This is a genomic window from Bacteroides sp. 14(A) (genome assembly GCF_000526555.1).
Lineage (GTDB): Bacteria > Bacteroidota > Bacteroidia > Bacteroidales > Bacteroidaceae > Bacteroides > Bacteroides cellulosilyticus.
Genome location: NZ_JAGH01000001.1, coordinates 741,944 through 759,852, shown reverse-complemented (window position 1 = coordinate 759,852; position 17,909 = coordinate 741,944). Strand labels below are relative to the sequence as shown.

General features: G+C 45.4%; 9 protein-coding genes. 6 read left to right on the top strand and 3 right to left on the bottom strand.

Features of this window, described 5'->3' with window-relative positions; genetic code table 11:
* Positions 1 to 2: 2 nt before the first annotated feature.
* Genes K429_RS0102665 through K429_RS0102640 form a run of 6 tightly spaced genes read left to right on the top strand, consistent with a single transcriptional unit; the run spans position 3 to position 9,561 of the window.
* Positions 3 to 1,613, top strand: a complete 1,611-nt coding sequence (locus tag K429_RS0102665; RefSeq protein WP_025725959.1) for a sulfatase — start codon at positions 3 to 5, stop codon at positions 1,611 to 1,613.
* A gap of 14 nt (positions 1,614 to 1,627) precedes the next feature.
* Positions 1,628 to 3,256, top strand: a complete 1,629-nt coding sequence (locus K429_RS0102660) for a hypothetical protein (RefSeq protein WP_025725958.1) — start codon at positions 1,628 to 1,630, stop codon at positions 3,254 to 3,256.
* 26 nt (positions 3,257 to 3,282) lie between these two features.
* A complete protein-coding gene (locus tag K429_RS0102655) occupies positions 3,283 to 4,212 on the top strand; it encodes an ROK family protein (RefSeq protein ID WP_025725957.1) in 930 nt (309 codons plus the stop codon).
* Between the two features lie 14 nt (positions 4,213 to 4,226).
* A complete protein-coding gene (locus K429_RS0102650) occupies positions 4,227 to 5,510 on the top strand; it encodes a sugar MFS transporter (protein WP_025725956.1) in 1,284 nt (427 codons plus the stop codon).
* 9 nt (positions 5,511 to 5,519) lie between these two features.
* Complete coding sequence (locus K429_RS0102645) at positions 5,520 to 8,126, top strand: DUF4962 domain-containing protein (RefSeq protein ID WP_007218849.1); 2,607 nt, start codon at positions 5,520 to 5,522, stop codon at positions 8,124 to 8,126.
* 16 nt (positions 8,127 to 8,142) lie between these two features.
* Positions 8,143 to 9,561, top strand: a complete 1,419-nt coding sequence (locus tag K429_RS0102640; protein WP_007210154.1) for a sulfatase — start codon at positions 8,143 to 8,145, stop codon at positions 9,559 to 9,561.
* 568 nt (positions 9,562 to 10,129) lie between these two features.
* On the opposite strand, the gene K429_RS0102635 is transcribed toward K429_RS0102640, so the two are convergent.
* The 3 genes from K429_RS0102635 to K429_RS0102625 are packed head-to-tail and all read right to left on the bottom strand — an operon-like array spanning position 10,130 to position 17,909.
* The gene (locus K429_RS0102635; RefSeq protein ID WP_025725955.1) at positions 10,130 to 13,324 is read right to left on the bottom strand and encodes an efflux RND transporter permease subunit; all 3,195 of its coding nucleotides are present in this window, start codon (positions 13,322 to 13,324) and stop codon (positions 10,130 to 10,132) included.
* Between the two features lie 36 nt (positions 13,325 to 13,360).
* A complete protein-coding gene (locus K429_RS0102630; protein WP_022208122.1) occupies positions 13,361 to 14,839 on the bottom strand; it encodes a TolC family protein in 1,479 nt (492 codons plus the stop codon).
* A gap of 4 nt (positions 14,840 to 14,843) precedes the next feature.
* On the bottom strand, positions 14,844 to 17,909 hold the full coding sequence (locus K429_RS0102625; RefSeq protein ID WP_025725954.1) for an efflux RND transporter permease subunit: 3,066 nt from the start codon (positions 17,907 to 17,909) through the stop codon (positions 14,844 to 14,846).

Genomic DNA, 17,909 nt, shown 5'->3' with positions numbered 1-17,909 from the left:
TTATGAATCGCTTATCATACTTATTTTTGCCTCTCACTGCCATCGGAGTCTCCGCTTGCAGCTCCAATAAGGCCAAAGAGGAGGTGAAACGTCCGAACATTATCTTTATGATGACAGACGACCATACTACGCAGGCTATGTCATGCTACGGTGGACGCCTCTTGCAAACTCCCAATATGGATCGGATTGCCAATGAAGGTATTCGTATGGACAATTGCTATGCGGTCAATGCTTTATCCGGTCCGTCAAGAGCTTGTATCTTGACGGGCAAATTCAGCCACATCAATGGATTCACTGATAATGCCAGTACTTTCGACGGCAACCAACAGACCTTTCCCAAATTATTACAGTCGGCAGGCTACCAAACTTCGATTATCGGTAAATGGCATCTGATTACTGAACCTCAGGGATTTGATTATTGGTGCATCTTGACCGGACAACATGAACAAGGGGATTATTATAATCCCGATTTCAATGAGAACGGAAAGCAGATTGTAGAACAGGGCTATGCTACCGATATTATCACGGATAAGGCCATCGAGTATCTGGAACACAGAGATAAAAGTAAGCCTTTCTGCATGATGTACCATCAGAAAGCTCCGCATCGTAACTGGATGCCTGCCCCCCGCCACTTGGGTATGTTCAATAATACCGTTTTTCCTGAACCGGCCACACTCTTCGATACGTATGAAGGAAGAGGTTCCGCTGCCAGGGAACAGGATATGTCTATTGAACATACATTGACCAATGATTGGGACCTGAAACTGCTGACTCGTGAAGAAATGTTGAAAGACACGACCAATCGCCTCTATCAGGTCTACAAACGTATGCCGGCTGATGTGCAGAATAAATGGGATTCAGTATATGCCCAGCGCATTGCCGAGTATCGCAGTGGTAAACTGGAAGGTAAAGAGTTGATCAGCTGGAAGTATCAGCAATATATGCGGGATTACCTGGCTACAATTGTTGCTGTGGATGAAAATATAGGGCGGTTACTCAGTTATCTGGAAAAAATCGGTGAGTTGGACAATACAATCATTATCTACACTTCGGATCAGGGTTTCTTCCTGGGCGAACATGGTTGGTTCGATAAACGCTTCATGTATGAGGAATGTCAGCGTATGCCACTGGTCATCCGCTACCCGAAGGCTATCAAGAGCGGAAGTGTTTCGAATGCCATTGCCATGAATGTGGATTTTGCTCCCACTTTGCTGGATTTTGCCGGAGTAGACATACCCGCCGATATTCAAGGCCGGTCGCTCAAACCGATTTTGGATAATGAGGGAAAAGTACCGGCAGACTGGAGAAAAGCCGCCTATTACCACTATTATGAGTATCCGGCGGAACATTCGGTTAAAAGACATTATGGTATTCGTACAACTGATTTTAAACTGATTCACTTCTATAATGATGTGGACGAATGGGAAATGTACGATTTGAAGAATGATCCGAATGAATTGAATAATGTGTTTGACAAACCAGAGTATGCCGACAAGCGGACAGAACTGATGTCACTGCTGAAAGAAACCCAAAAGCAGTATAAGGATGATGATCCGGATGAAAAGGTAAATGAGCTGTTCAAAGGTGACAGACGATTGATGAAAAATAGATAATCTAAATGAATACCATGAATAGAAGAAGTTTTTTAAAAAATACAAGCTGGTCCTTCCTCGGATTAGCAGTTTCCGGTAGCTTATTGTCCGCATGCCAACGCGGAACTGCCGCAGGAAAAAAAATTATGCCCTCTGCCAGTAATCTGAAATATTTCTGGGGAGACTTGCATAACCACTGTAACATAACCTACGGTCATGGCGACATGCGTTCTGCGTTCGAAGCCGCCAAGGGGCAATTGGATTTTGTATCTGTCACTCCACATGCCATGTGGCCTGACATACCCGGGGCAGATGATCCTCGCCTGAAGTGGGTGATTGATTATCATACCGGTGCTTTCAAGCGTTTGCGCGAGGGAGGCTATGAGAAATACGTAGCCATGACCAATGAATACAATAAGGAAGGAGAATTTCTTGCCTTTGTAGGTTATGAGGCACACAGCATGGAACATGGAGATCATGTGGCCCTGAACTATGACCTGGATGCGCCGTTGGTGGAATGTACCTCCATTGAAGACTGGAAACAAAAAGCCCGCGGACATAAAGTATTTATAACTCCGCATCACATGGGTTACCAGACGGGCTATCGCGGATATAACTGGAACTTCTTTACGGAAGGAGACCAGACTCCGTTCGTAGAGATGTATTCCCGCCACGGATTGGCTGAGAGCGATCAGGGTGATTATAATTATCTGCACGATATGGGACCTCGCCAATGGGAAGGTACAATTCAGTGTGGATTGGAGCAAGGCAAGAAATTCGGTATTATGGGCTCTACAGATCAGCACGCCGGATATCCGGGCAGTTATGGCGATGGGCGTATAGGTGTACTGGCAGAGTCATTGACCCGTGATAAGATCTGGGATGCAATGAAAAACCGTCACGTTTGTTGCGCTACCGGTGATAAGATCAATATAGATTTTCGTCTGAACGACGCTTTTCCGGGCGATGTGGTACGGGGTAACAGTCGCCGTATTTATTTGAATGTGGAAGGCGGCAGTTGCATCGATTACATAGACATTGTCAAGAATCGGAAATGCATAGCCCGTTTAAGTGGTCCGTTGTTGCCCGAAATGCCGGAAGGAGACATGGTACGTTGTAAGGTAAAGATTGATTTTGGATGGAACCGTGAAGAGCAGTATGTACATTGGCAAGGTAAACTATCTATCAGCAAAGGAACTATCAATGCTGTGGAACCTTGCTTCCGTGGCGCTGCCTTCACTTCTCCGCAACCGGGAGAACCCGAGTTTGAGACAAAGGTGAACCGTATTGTGTCTGTTACGGACAAGGATACGGAGTTGGACATGTACAGTTCCAAGAATCCGAATACCACCACTCCCGCCATGCAGGCCGTCATTCTGGATGTCACTATGCCTAAAGACGGTATGATTACGGCAGAGTTCAACGGCAAGAAGTTTGAACATTCACTGGGCGAACTTCTGGAAGGTTCCCGCTCCCATTTCATGATCGGATGGCTTAGTGAGGCTATCCTATTCAACCGTGCAATGCCGGAAAGTTGCTTTATGGTTGAACATTATATGGAAGACACTGAACCCGAAAGAGATACGGATTATTACTATATCAGAGTTCGCCAGCGTGACCAGCAATGGGCATGGAGCTCTCCTATATGGGTGGAAAGAACATAATGTTTCCTTATTTGATGTAATAAATTATGGAATACGCAATTGGCATTGATTTAGGTGGTACATCTATAAAATATGCTTTGGTAGATAAAGCGGGTAATTCTTTCTTTGAGGGAAAATTACCCTCTTTTGCTTCTGTCTCAGCTGCAAAAGTGATGGAACAGCTGATAAAGGCTGCCACCTTGTTGAAAGATGAAGCCGCAAAACAGAACTGGACCGTACTGGGCATAGGGCTCGGTACACCGGGAATTGTAGATGAAACAAATCGTATCGTACTGGGAGGTGCGGAAAATATTGTCGGCTGGGAAAACATAGATGTAGCCTCTCTTATGGAGAAACAGATGAGTTTACCGGTAGTTGTTGGAAATGATGCCAATCTGATGGGACTGGGAGAAACAAAATATGGTGCAGGAAGAGGTTGCACTCATGTGGTGTTTCTGACTGTAGGAACCGGTATCGGCGGAGCTGTCATCATTGATGGTAAATTATTCAATGGATATGCTAACCGGGGTACGGAGTTGGGGCATGTACCGTTGATTGCCAACGGTGAACATTGTGCTTGCGGGGCAATCGGCTGCCTGGAACATTATGCTTCGACTGCCGCCTTGACAAGACGCTTTAGTGCATTGGCGAAAGAGCAGAATTTAAGTTTTGATACGGAGATAAACGGGGAATTGATTGTTCGCCTGTATCATGAAAATTTCCCGCTCGCTGTCGAGTGCATGAACGAACACTTTTACTATTTGGGCAGAGGAATTGCCGGCTTTGTCAATATCTTCAGTCCCCAACGGATTGTGATAGGAGGAGGTGTTGCAGAATCCGGCAGTTTCTATTTAGAGAAAATAAGGGCGGTAATCAAAAAGCACGTAATAGCAGACTGTGCCCTGAATACCAAGATTGTAGTAGCCGAATTGGGCAATAAAGCCGGTCTTATCGGTGCAGCATCACTAATTCTATAAACAAACGAATTATTATGAAAAATAACAAGAAATGGGGTATGCTGGCATTGATCATGATGTTCTGGTTTACCATTTCATTCATTACAAACATCCTCGGACCGTTAATTCCTGACATTATCCATAACTTTGAACTGAAGGATCTGGCAATGGCGGGATTTATCCCGACTTCCTTCTTCCTGGCTTATGCCATCATGTCGATACCGGCAGGCATATTGATAGATAAATATGGAGAAAAGCCAGTGCTGTTTACCGGTTTCCTTATGCCATTTATCGGAACCGTCTTGTTTGCATGTTTCCCATTCTATTTGATATTACTGGTGTCTTCCTTTATTATCGGCTTGGGAATGGCCATGTTGCAGACCGTAATTAACCCTTTGCAGCGTGTTGTCGGTGGAGAAGAGAACTACGCATTCATAGCCGAATTGGCACAGTTTGTGTTTGGAGTAGCATCGTTTATCAGTCCTTTGGTTTATACTTGGTTAATACATGCGCTGGCACCGGGAGTCTATCAGCCGGGAAAGAATTTCCTGCTTGATATTTTGGCGGACATCACTCCGGTCACTCTTCCCTGGGTTTCCCTTTATTGGGTATTCACAGTGTTATTGCTGATTATGCTGCTCATTGTGTCATTGGTCCACTTCCCGCGCATTGAACTGAAAGATGATGAACGCAGCGGTTCTTCGGCTTCCTACAAGAAATTGTTCCGTCAAAGATACGTATGGCTTTTCTTCCTGGGAATCTTTTGTTATGTCAGTACGGAACAGGGAGTTTCTATTTTTATGAGTACTTTTCTGGAGCAGTATCATGGTATTGATCCGAAGACCGTGGGTGCGCAAAGCATCAGTTATTTCTGGGGTTCAATGACTATCGGATGTTTGTTTGGCATGTTCCTGCTGAAGTTGATAGACAGTAAGCGTTTGCTGCAAATATCGGGCATACTTTCCATGAGTTTGCTGTTAATTGCATTATTCGGCTCTGCGGAAATAGCGGTGTGGGCTTTTCCTGCAATAGGCTTTTGTATCTCCATGATGTACTCCATAGTATTTTCACTTGCCCTGAATACAGTAACCCAGAATCACGGTTCTTTTGCAGGCATCCTTTGTTCCGGAATAGTGGGAGGTGCAGGTGGCCCGCTGCTCGTCAGCCTGATATCCGACGCCACTTCGTTGCGAACGGGAATGTTGCTTATTCTGATTTTCATGGGATACATTACGTTTATCGGCTTCTGGGCACACCCTTTGGTTAATAATAAGACAGTTAGCTTGAAAGAGCTGGTTACCTTCAAAAAACAAAAATAAGATTCTGAGATGAAAAAGATAGTATTGGGCTTATCGGCCCTCTGCCTGTTAATGGCATGTGGCAGTTCCGAGCAACCTGCCGTGATAAAGGTTTCCGAAGAAACATTGATGCATGAAGTCCGCGCAACTCCCTCTCCTGCCGATGGCACATACGTCAAGGTGAATCCACCGCGTTTCATGTGGCCGGACAAATTCCCTCATTTAGGTCCGGTGCTGGATGGAGTTCCGGGACAAGTAGATGAAAAGCCAAAAGTAGTTTATCGGATTCGTATCTCCCAAGACAAGAATTTCCGGAAAGATGTCCTTACCGGTGAACGTGCCTGGGCTTTCTTCAATCCTTTCCAGTGCCTGGCACAAGGGAAATGGTATTGGCAACATGCTTATGTTACCCCCGAAGGTACCGAAGAATGGTCGCCGGTTTACCAATTCTATATAGATAAAGATACACCGGAATTCAATCCGCCGACTTTGGAAAAAGTCCTGGCAGAATATCCTTCCCATCACCCGCGTGTGTTGCTGGATGCAGCTGACTGGGAAAAGATTATAGCGAAAAATAAAAATAATCCGGAAGCCCGGGCTTATATGGACAAGGCTTCCCAATGCATTTCCCGTCCGTTGAAGCATCTTCAGGAAGAGATAGATACAACGAATGTAGTTACGTTGACCAACATTGTGCAACGTAAATCAGCCCTCATCCGCGAGAGCCGTAAGATTGTAGACAGAGAAGAGGCCAACGTGGAAGCATTGGTCCGTGCTTATTTGCTGACAAAAGACGAGAAGTATTATCGGGAAGGCATTAACCGCCTGAGTGAAATTCTTTCCTGGCAAAAAAGCAAATACTTTGCAGGCGACTTTAACCTGTCCACCCTATTATCGATGAGTACATCCGCGTATGACGGATTTTACAATTTACTGTCACCGGAAGAGAAACAACTGCTGTTGGATAACATCCGCAGAATTGGAGACAAGTTCTATAATGAATACGTGAACCACCTGGAGAACCGTATTGCAGACAACCATGTGTGGCAGATGACTTTCCGTATCCTGACGATGGCGGCATTCGCTACGGTCGGTGAAATACCGGAAGCGTCCGTATGGACAGATTACTGTTATAATGAATGGATTTCACGCCTTCCGGGCCTGCATAAGGATGGTGGCTGGCACAATGGAGATGCCTATTTCCATGTAAATATACGTACCTTGATAGAAGTGCCGGCCTTTTTCTCACGCATATCCGGCTTCAACTTCTTTGCAGATCCGTGGTATAACAACAATGCCTTATATGTTATCTATCAGCAACCTCCCTTCTCCAAATCCGGAGGTCATGGCAACTCACATGAAGGACAACGCAGCCCGAACGGAGGGCGCGTAGGATATGCCGATGCCCTGGCACGCGAATGTAACAATCCGTGGGCAGCTGCTTATGTACACGAAATTATGCAGGAAGACCCTGACATCCTGTCGAAGGCTTTCGAAGCCAAACCGGCAGATTTGACTTGGTATCGCTGCACAACCCCGAAGGAAAGGCCTGCTTATAGCAAACATCTGTCGGAACTACCGGAAGCCAAAGTCTTCAAACAAGCAGGTACTGCCCTGATGAATACCGATATAGGGCATCATGCCAACAATGCCATGCTTTCTTTCCGAAGCAGCCCTTATGGTTCCACATCCCATGCCTTGGCCAATCAAAATGCTTTCAACACCTTCTTTGGGGGTAAGGCTATCTTTTATAGCAGCGGGCATCGTACAGGATTTACAGATGATCATTGTATGTATGCCTACCGGAATACCCGTGCCCATAACTCCATATTAGTAAACGGTATGGGTCAGAAGATAGGGACAGAAGGCTATGGTTGGATTCCCCGCTACTATGAAGGTGAAGAAATCTCTTACGTTGTAGGCGATGCCTCCAACGCCTATGGGAAAGTAGTCTCTCCGTTGTGGCTGGAACGCGGACGTTTATCCGGTACTCAATTTACACCGGAGAAAGGTTGGGATGAAAATAAGCTGGAATTCTTCCGAAGACATATCGTTCAGCTCGGACGCTCGGGTTTGTTTGTTGTTTACGATGAACTGGCCGGTAAAGAACCGGTAGAATGGAACTATCTGCTACATACGGTGGAACTGCCTATGGAGGTGGGTAAGGAAGAAGGAGGATTGCGCATCCTGGGTAAGAATAAAGCGGATGGAATATCGATAGCTCATTTATATTCTTCACAGGAGATGACTTATGCACAAACGGATACATTCTTTGTAGCCGCCCTTGACTGGAAAAAGCGTCTTGGCAAGGCTCTTGCTAATCATTATCATTTTACGGCAACGACAACTCCTTGCAATAAAGTGTTTTTTCTCAATATAATCGATGTACATGGAAACAACCGCGCCGATGCCGTGATAAATCATCAGGGAAATCGCATTACAGTAGAAGGATGGGTTATTGAATGTAATCTGGATAGTGAAGGCAAAGCGTTCCTGCACATAGAGAATACGCAGAACGGTGCTTCACTGGACTTCAACTATAATTCGAATAAGGGTGCTACGACTATCGTCGATCAGGTAGGCGGAAAGAGAATAGAGAAAAGACTGGTTGATTCCTTACCGAAACCTGAAATATAAAACCGAATATTAAATCATGAAAGTTACTAATATGGTAAAACAAATTCCAATGAAGCATCTGGCATTTTTTTCTTTGCTATGCTCTTCTGCGGCTTCTGCGGCCGAACGTCCTAATATCATCTATATATTCACGGATCAACAGACAGCCAGCGCCATGAGTTGTGCCGGAAATCCGGACCTGCACACTCCCAATCTCGACCGATTGGCAGCCGCCGGTGTAATGTTCAATAATGCTTATTGCACCGCTCCGCTCAGCGGTCCTTCACGTGGAGCCATGTTTACGGGGCATTATCCGGATGCAGTAGGACTGTCAGTCAATGGTTCACCGATACCCGACTCGCTCAGGACACAGACATTAGGCACCTTGATAAAGAATGCCGGATATGATTGTGCTTATGGCGGTAAATGGCATCTTCCTCTTCTTGATGTCCCCGACAAAGAATACGGCTTCGACAACATTTACAAACATAGTGACGACGGACTGGCGGAAGCTTGCGCCGAATACCTCTCACGCAAACATAAAAAGCCTTTTTTCCTGGTAGCTTCTTATGACAATCCACACAATATCTGCGAATACGCACGGAGCCAAAACTTCCCTTATGGGAATATCGATACGCCTGATATACGGGACTGCCCGGGAGTACCTGCCAATTTCGCCAAGAATCCTTACGATGCCGATGTCATTGAAAGCGAAAGGGCAAACAACTATAATGTATATCCGACTGCCGGTTTTACTCCCGAAGACTGGCGTATGTACCGTTATACCTATTATCGTTTGGTAGAAAAAGTAGATAAGGAGATCGGAAAAATTATTGATGCTATTGATAAGAACGATCTTTGGAAGAATACAGTAGTGATCTTCTCCAGTGACCACGGAGATGGTATAGGAGCTCACCATTGGAACCAGAAATCTGCTTTATATGAAGAAGTTATCAACATTCCTCTTATCGTAACCCTGCCCGGCAAGAAGAATGCAGGCAAAGTATTGCCTCAACTTATCAGCAACGGTATAGATTTCTTCGCTTCCGTATGCGACTGGGCAGGTGCCAAGATGCCGGAAGGGGCAGCCGGAAAGTCTTTCCGGAAAGTTGTGGAAGAAGGTAATCCACAGGCCTTGCATCAGGAATACATCATCACCGAAACACGGTTTGACGGCAGCAAGACAAGAGGCTGGGTAGTACGCACTGAGCGCTACAAATATGTGCTTTATGATAAAGGAAAATATCGTGAGCAACTGTTTGATATGCAGAATGACAGAGGAGAAATGAGAAACCTGATCATGGAAAATGCCTATAGCCAGGAACTACAAAAACTTCGTGATGTCCTTGAAAAGTGGATGAATACCTATAATATACGTCCAACCCGTCCGAAGCTGCACGATGTTCCCGGAAAGAAACTCAAAAGCACAACCCGATATCAGACAGCTTATAAATAGATTAAGAAATGATAGCCCGCCTTATTATCTTTAAAGTGCAATAGGCGGCAATTAGTTTCCCGGCGTGAAACTGACAGTTTCATTACTTGAAACCAGTAGTTTCACACCGAGAAACTGACGGTTTCATCCCTTGAAACTAATAGTTCCTCCGCAGGAAACTTTTTCTTCCTTTATAGTACTAAGCAAGGTTTTAAAAATAACTTGGTACATAAATGATAATTTAGCGGCGAGGGAATGGGTACGCGGACTACGCGGATAAGGCGGACGAACGCGGACTTTAATCTTTTAGACGCGGATGACACGGATGACGCGGATTTTTAAAGCTGCGCTATACATACCGGCATATCACACCGAAGGAAAAAAGAATCCGCGTCATCCGTGTCATCCGTGTCTGAAAGATTACTTGCACGCCGAAGGAGAACCTTGCTCCAGCGCTACGCTGGTAAATTATCATTTATAAGCCGACTCGCTGCACTTGCTTATGTACCAAGTTATTTTTTAAGCATTACTAAAAGAGTACGGTGCAGGATGATTTCACAAAAAATAAATATTAAGGCTAAAGCTGAATTCAACTTTTAAGTGCGACACGTCTTTTAGAGTATTTGCAAACCTCTTTCCTCTTCAAACTAAATACCGGCAGGAAGAAGAAAATACCGATAATAGACATCACCAATCCGCCAATAGTACCCGCAGCCAACGGAAACCAGAAAGCTTCCTTATCCGTCCCCACCATAAACGGGATAAAACCCAGAATGGTGGAAACTACCGTAAGAAAAATAGGCAGTATCTTTGCATTCCACGCCTTTGTATATGCCCGGAGCATAGAAAGCCGGGGAAAGCGGCTACGGATACTGTTATACTCATTCAGAATATAGATGCTGGCATTTACCGTAATACCACAAAGCAGCACAAACGAAGCAAAGCCTCCCTGGTCGAAATTCAAGCGGAACCAATAGAATGTAAGGAACACTCCTATATAAGATACCGGAATAACAAAGATAATAGCCAAAGGCTGTTTCAGAGAATTAAACAGAATACTCGTTGTAAAGAAGATAATGGCAATCACAACCAGCAACAACAGGTATTGCTTGTTATCTTTCTTACCCCATGACCACGATTGGCTATCCGATTCAGCAGTATACCCCATCGGAAGCAATTTATTAAACTCTTCCAAATCCCGCTTCTGTATTTTATTGCCTTGCTCGTACGAGCCGATATACTCATATTGCAGACAAAGACGATATTGCTGATTCTCTTTGGCTATCTGTTGCGGCATCTGCCCCTTCTCTACCGTAGCCAATTCGGAAAGTTTATAATGCTTTCCGCCATCCACCCCGTAAGGAAAAAACTGCATAGCCCATACATCATAGTCGTGAGACTGTCGGGAAGAAAGTCGAATACTTTCCGTACCGCTTTCCGTCACCACCGAACCCACCTGCATATTCTTGCCGAATATCGGCTGGATAGCGGAGAACAAATGCTGGGCATTAATCCCCTCCTGAGCCATACGCTCCTTATTCAGATTGAAGTAAAACTCTTGATAATCGTCTTTCCACCAGGAAAATTCCGACTTGATAAACACTTCCTTGATGCGACGGTGCGAAAGCAATACCTCCTTCAGCTTTTCGGCCCATGCATAGAGCTCGTCATAATTGTAGCCATACATCTTGATGCGATAAGAACCTGCGCTCTCACGAACATCATTACTGAAGCCTTGATCTTGCAAGCCATATACATCCCAGCTACCACCTCCTAACTCAGATACTTTACCAATCAGATTCGCCTTTAACGTATAAGGGAAACCGCTATGCTGATACTCTTTCTTGAAATAAATCTGAAGATTGGCCCTGCGTGCATTATAGACAGAAGCATGAAACTGCTTAATCTCCTTGAAGCCGCTAAGATAAGTTTCCACACGTTTCACCAGCGTATTCATCTGTTCCAGCGTACTTCCATTCGGTAAGTTCGCATTCGCATAGAGCACCACTTCTTCATTGCGACTAAAATAACTGCCTTCGTACACTTTCTGCACAAACAAACGAAGACTACCACCTAAAGCCTTATCCACCACAGGTTTCACTTTCTCTTTATAAGTAGAAGAGCCCAACGTCTTGTTATACCGTTCTATCCATTTGCCTTCACCCTCCAACTTCTCAGGAAGAAGGAAAACGGGCAACCCGAAACCAAGCAGGAGCAAAATGCACACCGCCACCCTCCAGCGCAGAAGAAAGCGGATGAGCAACTGATAGAAATGCGTGAAGTAAACAGTCAGCCTGCGAATACGTATATGACTCCGCACCCAGCGTTTCACGCTCTGCCTCTTGACAAGCTTTATTCTATCAATCATGGCCGGAACAAAAAAGAGAGCCACGAAAAGAGATACCGCCAGATTAATAATCACCACAGCTGCGAAGTCTTGCAGGTTCAGGCGGATTTTCTCATCCAGAAAGAAGATAATAACCAAAGCCCCCATTGTGGTCAAGGTAGCCGCCAGTACGGACATAAAAGCTTTCAGATTACGCCTGTGCAAAATGTGGTCCGTCATCACAATGGTACTGTCTATCACAAGATTCAAGGACACAGTAATCCCTGCCAATGAATACAGTTGCATCTCCAGCCCGAAAAGATAATAGAAAATAACCGCCACGGAAATGTTGATAGCCAGGCTGGTAACGATCAGCAACAGATACTTCAGATTCAACGTAATAATCCAGACGAATACCAGCAGGATCAGTACTGTCAGCCCCGTACGGAAATAAATTTTATTCAGTTCCTCGCGAATATACTCCGTGGCATCATAGCTGGTATGCACCTCGTAGCCGGGCGGCAAAGTCAGACGTATTGCTTCCATTTCCCGCATCACTTCATTGCTCAGTTGCAATTGGTTAGCAGTCTCTACGGCCGTGACAGACATATAAATGGAATTCAGACCATTGATACGGTAATAGCTTTGGGGAGCTTCTTCCATACGCGCTACAGTTACCAACTCGTCCAAGCGGATAATCTTGCCGTCCGAAGCAGTCACCGTGATGTCCGAAGGAATAAATTGCCCGCTGACTCCATCCGGTATCAAGACCAGACGTATCCACTGCTTACCACCGGCCGTATCCATGTTGTGCGTTCCCAGAAACTCTTTATTATAATGTAACTGGATGGCCCGTTGAATATCAGAAATGCTGATTCCCAGCGTCCGCAATTGTTCACTGTCGTATTCCAACCGCCATTCCATCGGGGTAGCACCACTTAAATCTATCTTATAAATGCCTTGCAACTTAGCCAGACGCGGCTTGATATGTTCTTCTGCATACTGCTGTATCAGTATAGGCGTGGACGGTGCATTCAGTGTGAACGATAAGAACGGACGGGCTGTATTCGCATCGGGCACCTTCATGTCAATATACGGATAACTGACTCCGGAAGGCAGTTGCGACCATGTCTGCCGGATAATAGTAGAAGCCTCAAAACGTACCGCATCCACATCAGCGTGTTTATCCAGATCTACCGTAATGGAACCGTAGCCATTGCTTGAAGTAGAGTACATTCCCTTTACCCCTTTGATGCGGGCCAGCATGGACTCCAGTTTGCTTGTCGCCTCCATCTCTACCACCCGCGACGAAGTGCCCGGCATGCTAAAGCGCACCGTAAAGCCCGGCAATGTGCGCGACGGATTCAGCTTGACCGGAAGCATCGGAACCAAGGCCAAACCCACCAGTGCCAGACAGACAAAGGTGACGATGAGGGTAAAAGGGGAAAGACTTTTCATTTTAGTTGAAAGTTGAGAATTGAGAGTTGAGAGTTATTAGTGACTATAATCGAATTTGTCAGAAAGAGAGAAGCCGCTGGCAAAATCGTGCAGGGTCAGCTTGCGGATTTTATAATAGTTCAGCCAATAGTTTTTCAGGGCTGAAATATAGTTGCGCTGGGCTTCTTGCTGACGGTTCAATGACAAGGTAAGGCTACTGATATCCGCCTTACCGATGATGAAGCGTTGGCGGGTTTCATTGTATGCCAGGATGGAAAGGTCGAGGGCTTCCTCGGCACTTGTCACCAAGTCTTGCTGGACATTGAAATCACTTACGGTCATAATGACTTCTTCTTCAATGCTGATTTCGTTCTGACGGGAAGAGGTCTTTACTACATTCAGATTGTTACGGGCCATATTATATTTCCCTTTACGCACTCCCCAGTCCACTAAAGGAATGGAGACGCTGACAGATACCATTTCCTGCTGCATAGGCCGGTTGTAGGCTTCGCCAAATTTCTCCGCCACCTGGTTGAAACCGACACTGGCGTTGATACTGGCGTTGAAGCGGGATTCTTTCTTGGTTTTGTCTACATTCCGTTCTGCTTCCAATATGTCCTGGCGTAATCCAAGGAAGTTCGGGTTGTTGGAACGGGCGGCATCCAAGGCAGCATCTACAGGGATGTTTAGTTCTCCGGGACGACTGGGGAGAAGAAGCCGTATCTCTGTATTCTTTTCCAGATTGAGGAAAGAAGCCAGCGAGAACATGGCACGTTTCAATGAACTTTCAGCATTCTGCAAAGTGTTACGGGCATTCACCACGTCCAGCTTCAGCGTCAGAAGATCGGCACGACTGATAGAGGCTATCTTCAGACGTTGCATACCAATACGATAAAGCGTATCGGAAGAAACGACATTCTCCTTTGCCAAGTCATACTCAGCCTGCGCCATGGCAAGTGCAAAGAAATAGGTAGTGGCCTGCTCGGATACCTGCTCAGCATTGTAGATATATTCTTTCTTTACTTTCTCGTATTTCAACGGTTCAATCTTTCGTTCCCAGCGGAAAGGATTATAACCTACCAGACTTTGCGAATAACCTAAACGAACGGGAACACTGGTATACTGCGTGTAGGGATTGGAACCGAAACTACGCATATAGCCCAACTCAGTATCCAGATAAAAAGTACCACCCGTCAGGTCAAAGTTTTGCCTGACTGCCAGGTTGCCATAGGCATAGAAAGACTGTTGGCTACGGTAAATATCCAAATCCTGTTCGGAGTCATAACGCTTCGTAATGTCACGGTTATACTGTGCAGGAGTCATATTCAGCGTCAGGCTCGGCAAGCGATTTGCCTTATAGGTACGATATTCCCAATAGCCTGAAAGATACATATTTTTAGTACGGAAAGCTTCCAGCGAACTATCGTTCGCCATCTTAATCGTCTGCTGCAAGTCCAGCGTTACCTGCTGTTGCTGCGCGACGGACGGAAGCGCCTGAGAAAGTCCTAAAAGAATAATTAAACCAAATTTCTTCATTATATCAAGCTTTTTTATCCCGGTAAATAAACCAATATATCAACGGAATGATGAACAGACTGACCAATGTGCCGATGAACATCGCCCCAATCATGGCAATGGAAAGCGGCTTCTGCAATTCCGATCCCATATCGAAAGAGAACAATAACGGTACCATGGCAAAGATGGTGGTGAGTGAAGTCATGATGATGGGACGCAGCCTGCGCCGTCCCGCCTCATGGATAGCTTCCAGAAGCGGCATCCCCGTCTTACGTAATTCATTAATCGCATCCAGTTTCAGGATGGAGTCATTGATGATAATACCACACGTAACGATCAGACCGATGGCAGACATCAGATTCAGCGTATGTCCGCATATCCACAACAGTACCAAGGCAAATGCTACGTCTATCGGTATCTCCAACAACACTACAAGCGGTTGCACAAAACTCTCGAACTGTGCCGCCAGAATGAAGTACATCAACAGAATGGAAATAAACAGAATAACCACCAGTTCATCCAGCATCTTCCGGTTAGAGAAGAAACTTCCTGAAAAAGCGGTATCCCAATCACCGGTAGCATCCACCACTTCCTTCACTTGCTCCATAAGCGGTTCCGCCTCTTTTACTTCATAAAAACGGAACGGAACATATTCTCCGTTACGTCCTGCGGTAATCGCTTTCAGATCTTCCGCCGGCGCCACTGATACCAGCTCACGCAAAGGCAGATATTCAACACCATATTGATCCGCCCGTGTCGGAACGAGTGTTTCCTGTAAGATACTGTTTACCGTTTGTTCCTCTCCCACAATGCTGATAGGCAGATATTGCTGGTAAGAATGAAGAGTAGCTATGCTGTTTTCTTTGAAAGCCGTTTTCAGTATGCGATACAACTCGTCATACGAAACATTATAAAGTAGCAATTTTTCTTTATTGATACGGATATTCAGTTGATTTTCAAAGGCAATACCCGTGGGAGCATATCCTGTACGGGTAGCAAACTCAGCTTCCAGATTACGTAATTCATCCGCTGTCGGCACTTTTTCCTTGTTGCGGGAATAAAGTTCAGCCACAACATCGGCTTCTCCCGTCACAAACAGTTTCTCAAATACCGTCTCGGGTGGCGAAAAAGAAATCACGGCCAACGGATACTCCGTTTTGAGGGTACGGTAAACCTTTTCCTGCAAAGGGACTACCTCAGAAGGATTCTTTGTCTTGAAATAAAGTTCTGCTTCCGAAGAAGAAAGAGCCTGCTCCCGGTTCAGGAGATAGTCTTGTTGTCCGACGGCGGCAGTCTGTTCGATAGTCTCTGTCTTAAACAACTCAAATAAATTGTCTACCCTGCGACGATTCTCGTCCACATGGATATTCTCATTCCATTCCACACGGGCTATCAGCTCGTTCTGATCTATTTCCGGCATACGCTCTTTTCCTATGAAATAGAACATGAATACACACAATGGCACGGAAACTATGCAGAAAAATACGCTTGCCGTTTTATGAGCAAATATAAAATCAATCCCGGCATCATAGAAACGATCAAGTGTATGATCCTTTATAGGATTATTGATTCGGATACGCGAGAACCATGATTTGCGCAGTCCCGTCCGGTAAACCAGCATATAGAGCACCGGCAGCAACATGATGCCCGTGAAGTAAGAAACCATCAATCCAACGGTTACCGAGAAAGCCTGATCGTAGAAAATGGCTCCGGCAATACCACTCATAAAAATCAGTGGTACAAACACCGCAATGGTAGTCAACGAGGAACTGAGCATCGGAGTAACCACCTCACTGGTACCCGTAATACAGGCACGTTTCAACGAGTATCCTCTTTCCCGATATTGAGAAATATTTTCAGTTACGATGATGGAACTGTCAATCATCATACCCAATGCAAGAATCAATCCGGACAGGGATATGATGTTCAGTGACATCTTGAACAGATAGAAAAAAAGAAAACAGATCACAATGGAAACTACCATACTCAGTCCGATGATGAAAGGAGATTTGACATCCCCCAGAAAGAGTACGGCTACGATACAGATAAATAGAAAGCCCAACGAAAGGTTTTGTTGCAAGTTGGAGATAGTATAATCCAAAAGCTCTGTCTGGTTTCGGCTAACGCTGAATTCAATGTCAGGATATACACTCTGAAAATAATTCATGGTGCCGCCAATGGCTTGCTTCATGTCATCCATATTCTCGTCCGCCTGCTTGATAATGGCCAATGTCACTGCCCGTTTACCATTGCTCATGGATACGCCTTTTTCCCTGACGGGAACAATACCTATCCGGCAGAACTCTTCCAGACGGATGATGCGTCCGTTTTTGTTAATAAGAATATTCTTCACATCTTCTTCCGTACGCAACAGAGTGGAAAACTTGATATTGTATTCATAATATCCATCACGTACGGTCATACTTCCCGGTTCCACATTATTTTGGGCAAGAGCAGATTCTACATCCTGTATGGAAAGTCCCAGTACGGCAAGCTTATTTTCATCGGGAACAATCTGCAACTGGCGCTCCACCAATCCTGTGATATCCACCATGGCTACCTCTGTCAGCTGCTCGATACGCCGCTTGATAACGCTTTCGGCAAATTCACACAGATCGAGGAAAGCACGTTCGTCCGTTTGTCCGTAAGCGCTGTCATTCTTCAGGGTGAGGCTGAGATAGAATACCGGAATATCGGTAGCACTTGCTTTTACTACTTTAGGACGGTCTGTATCCTTAGGCAGGTAGTTCATGGCGGCGTCAATCTTCTCATTCACTTCGATAAAAGCAAGATCCGTATTGGTGCCGAAGTCGAAATTCAGCCGGATAAGACCTGCCCCATCATGCGCCTCGCTATCCATATCTTTCAGACGAGCCACCTGGATAAGTTGTTGGCGCAATGGTTTCACCACCGTATTCTCCAACTCACGCGCAGAAGTATTCTGTGCCGAGATTTGTACTGTAATCTCCGGGATGGCAATATCCGGCAGCAGAGATACCGGCAACGTGAAATACGTTACCATACCGACAATAAAACATGCGGTAAACGCCATCAATACGGCAATGGGCCGCTGTATCAAGAACTTAACCAC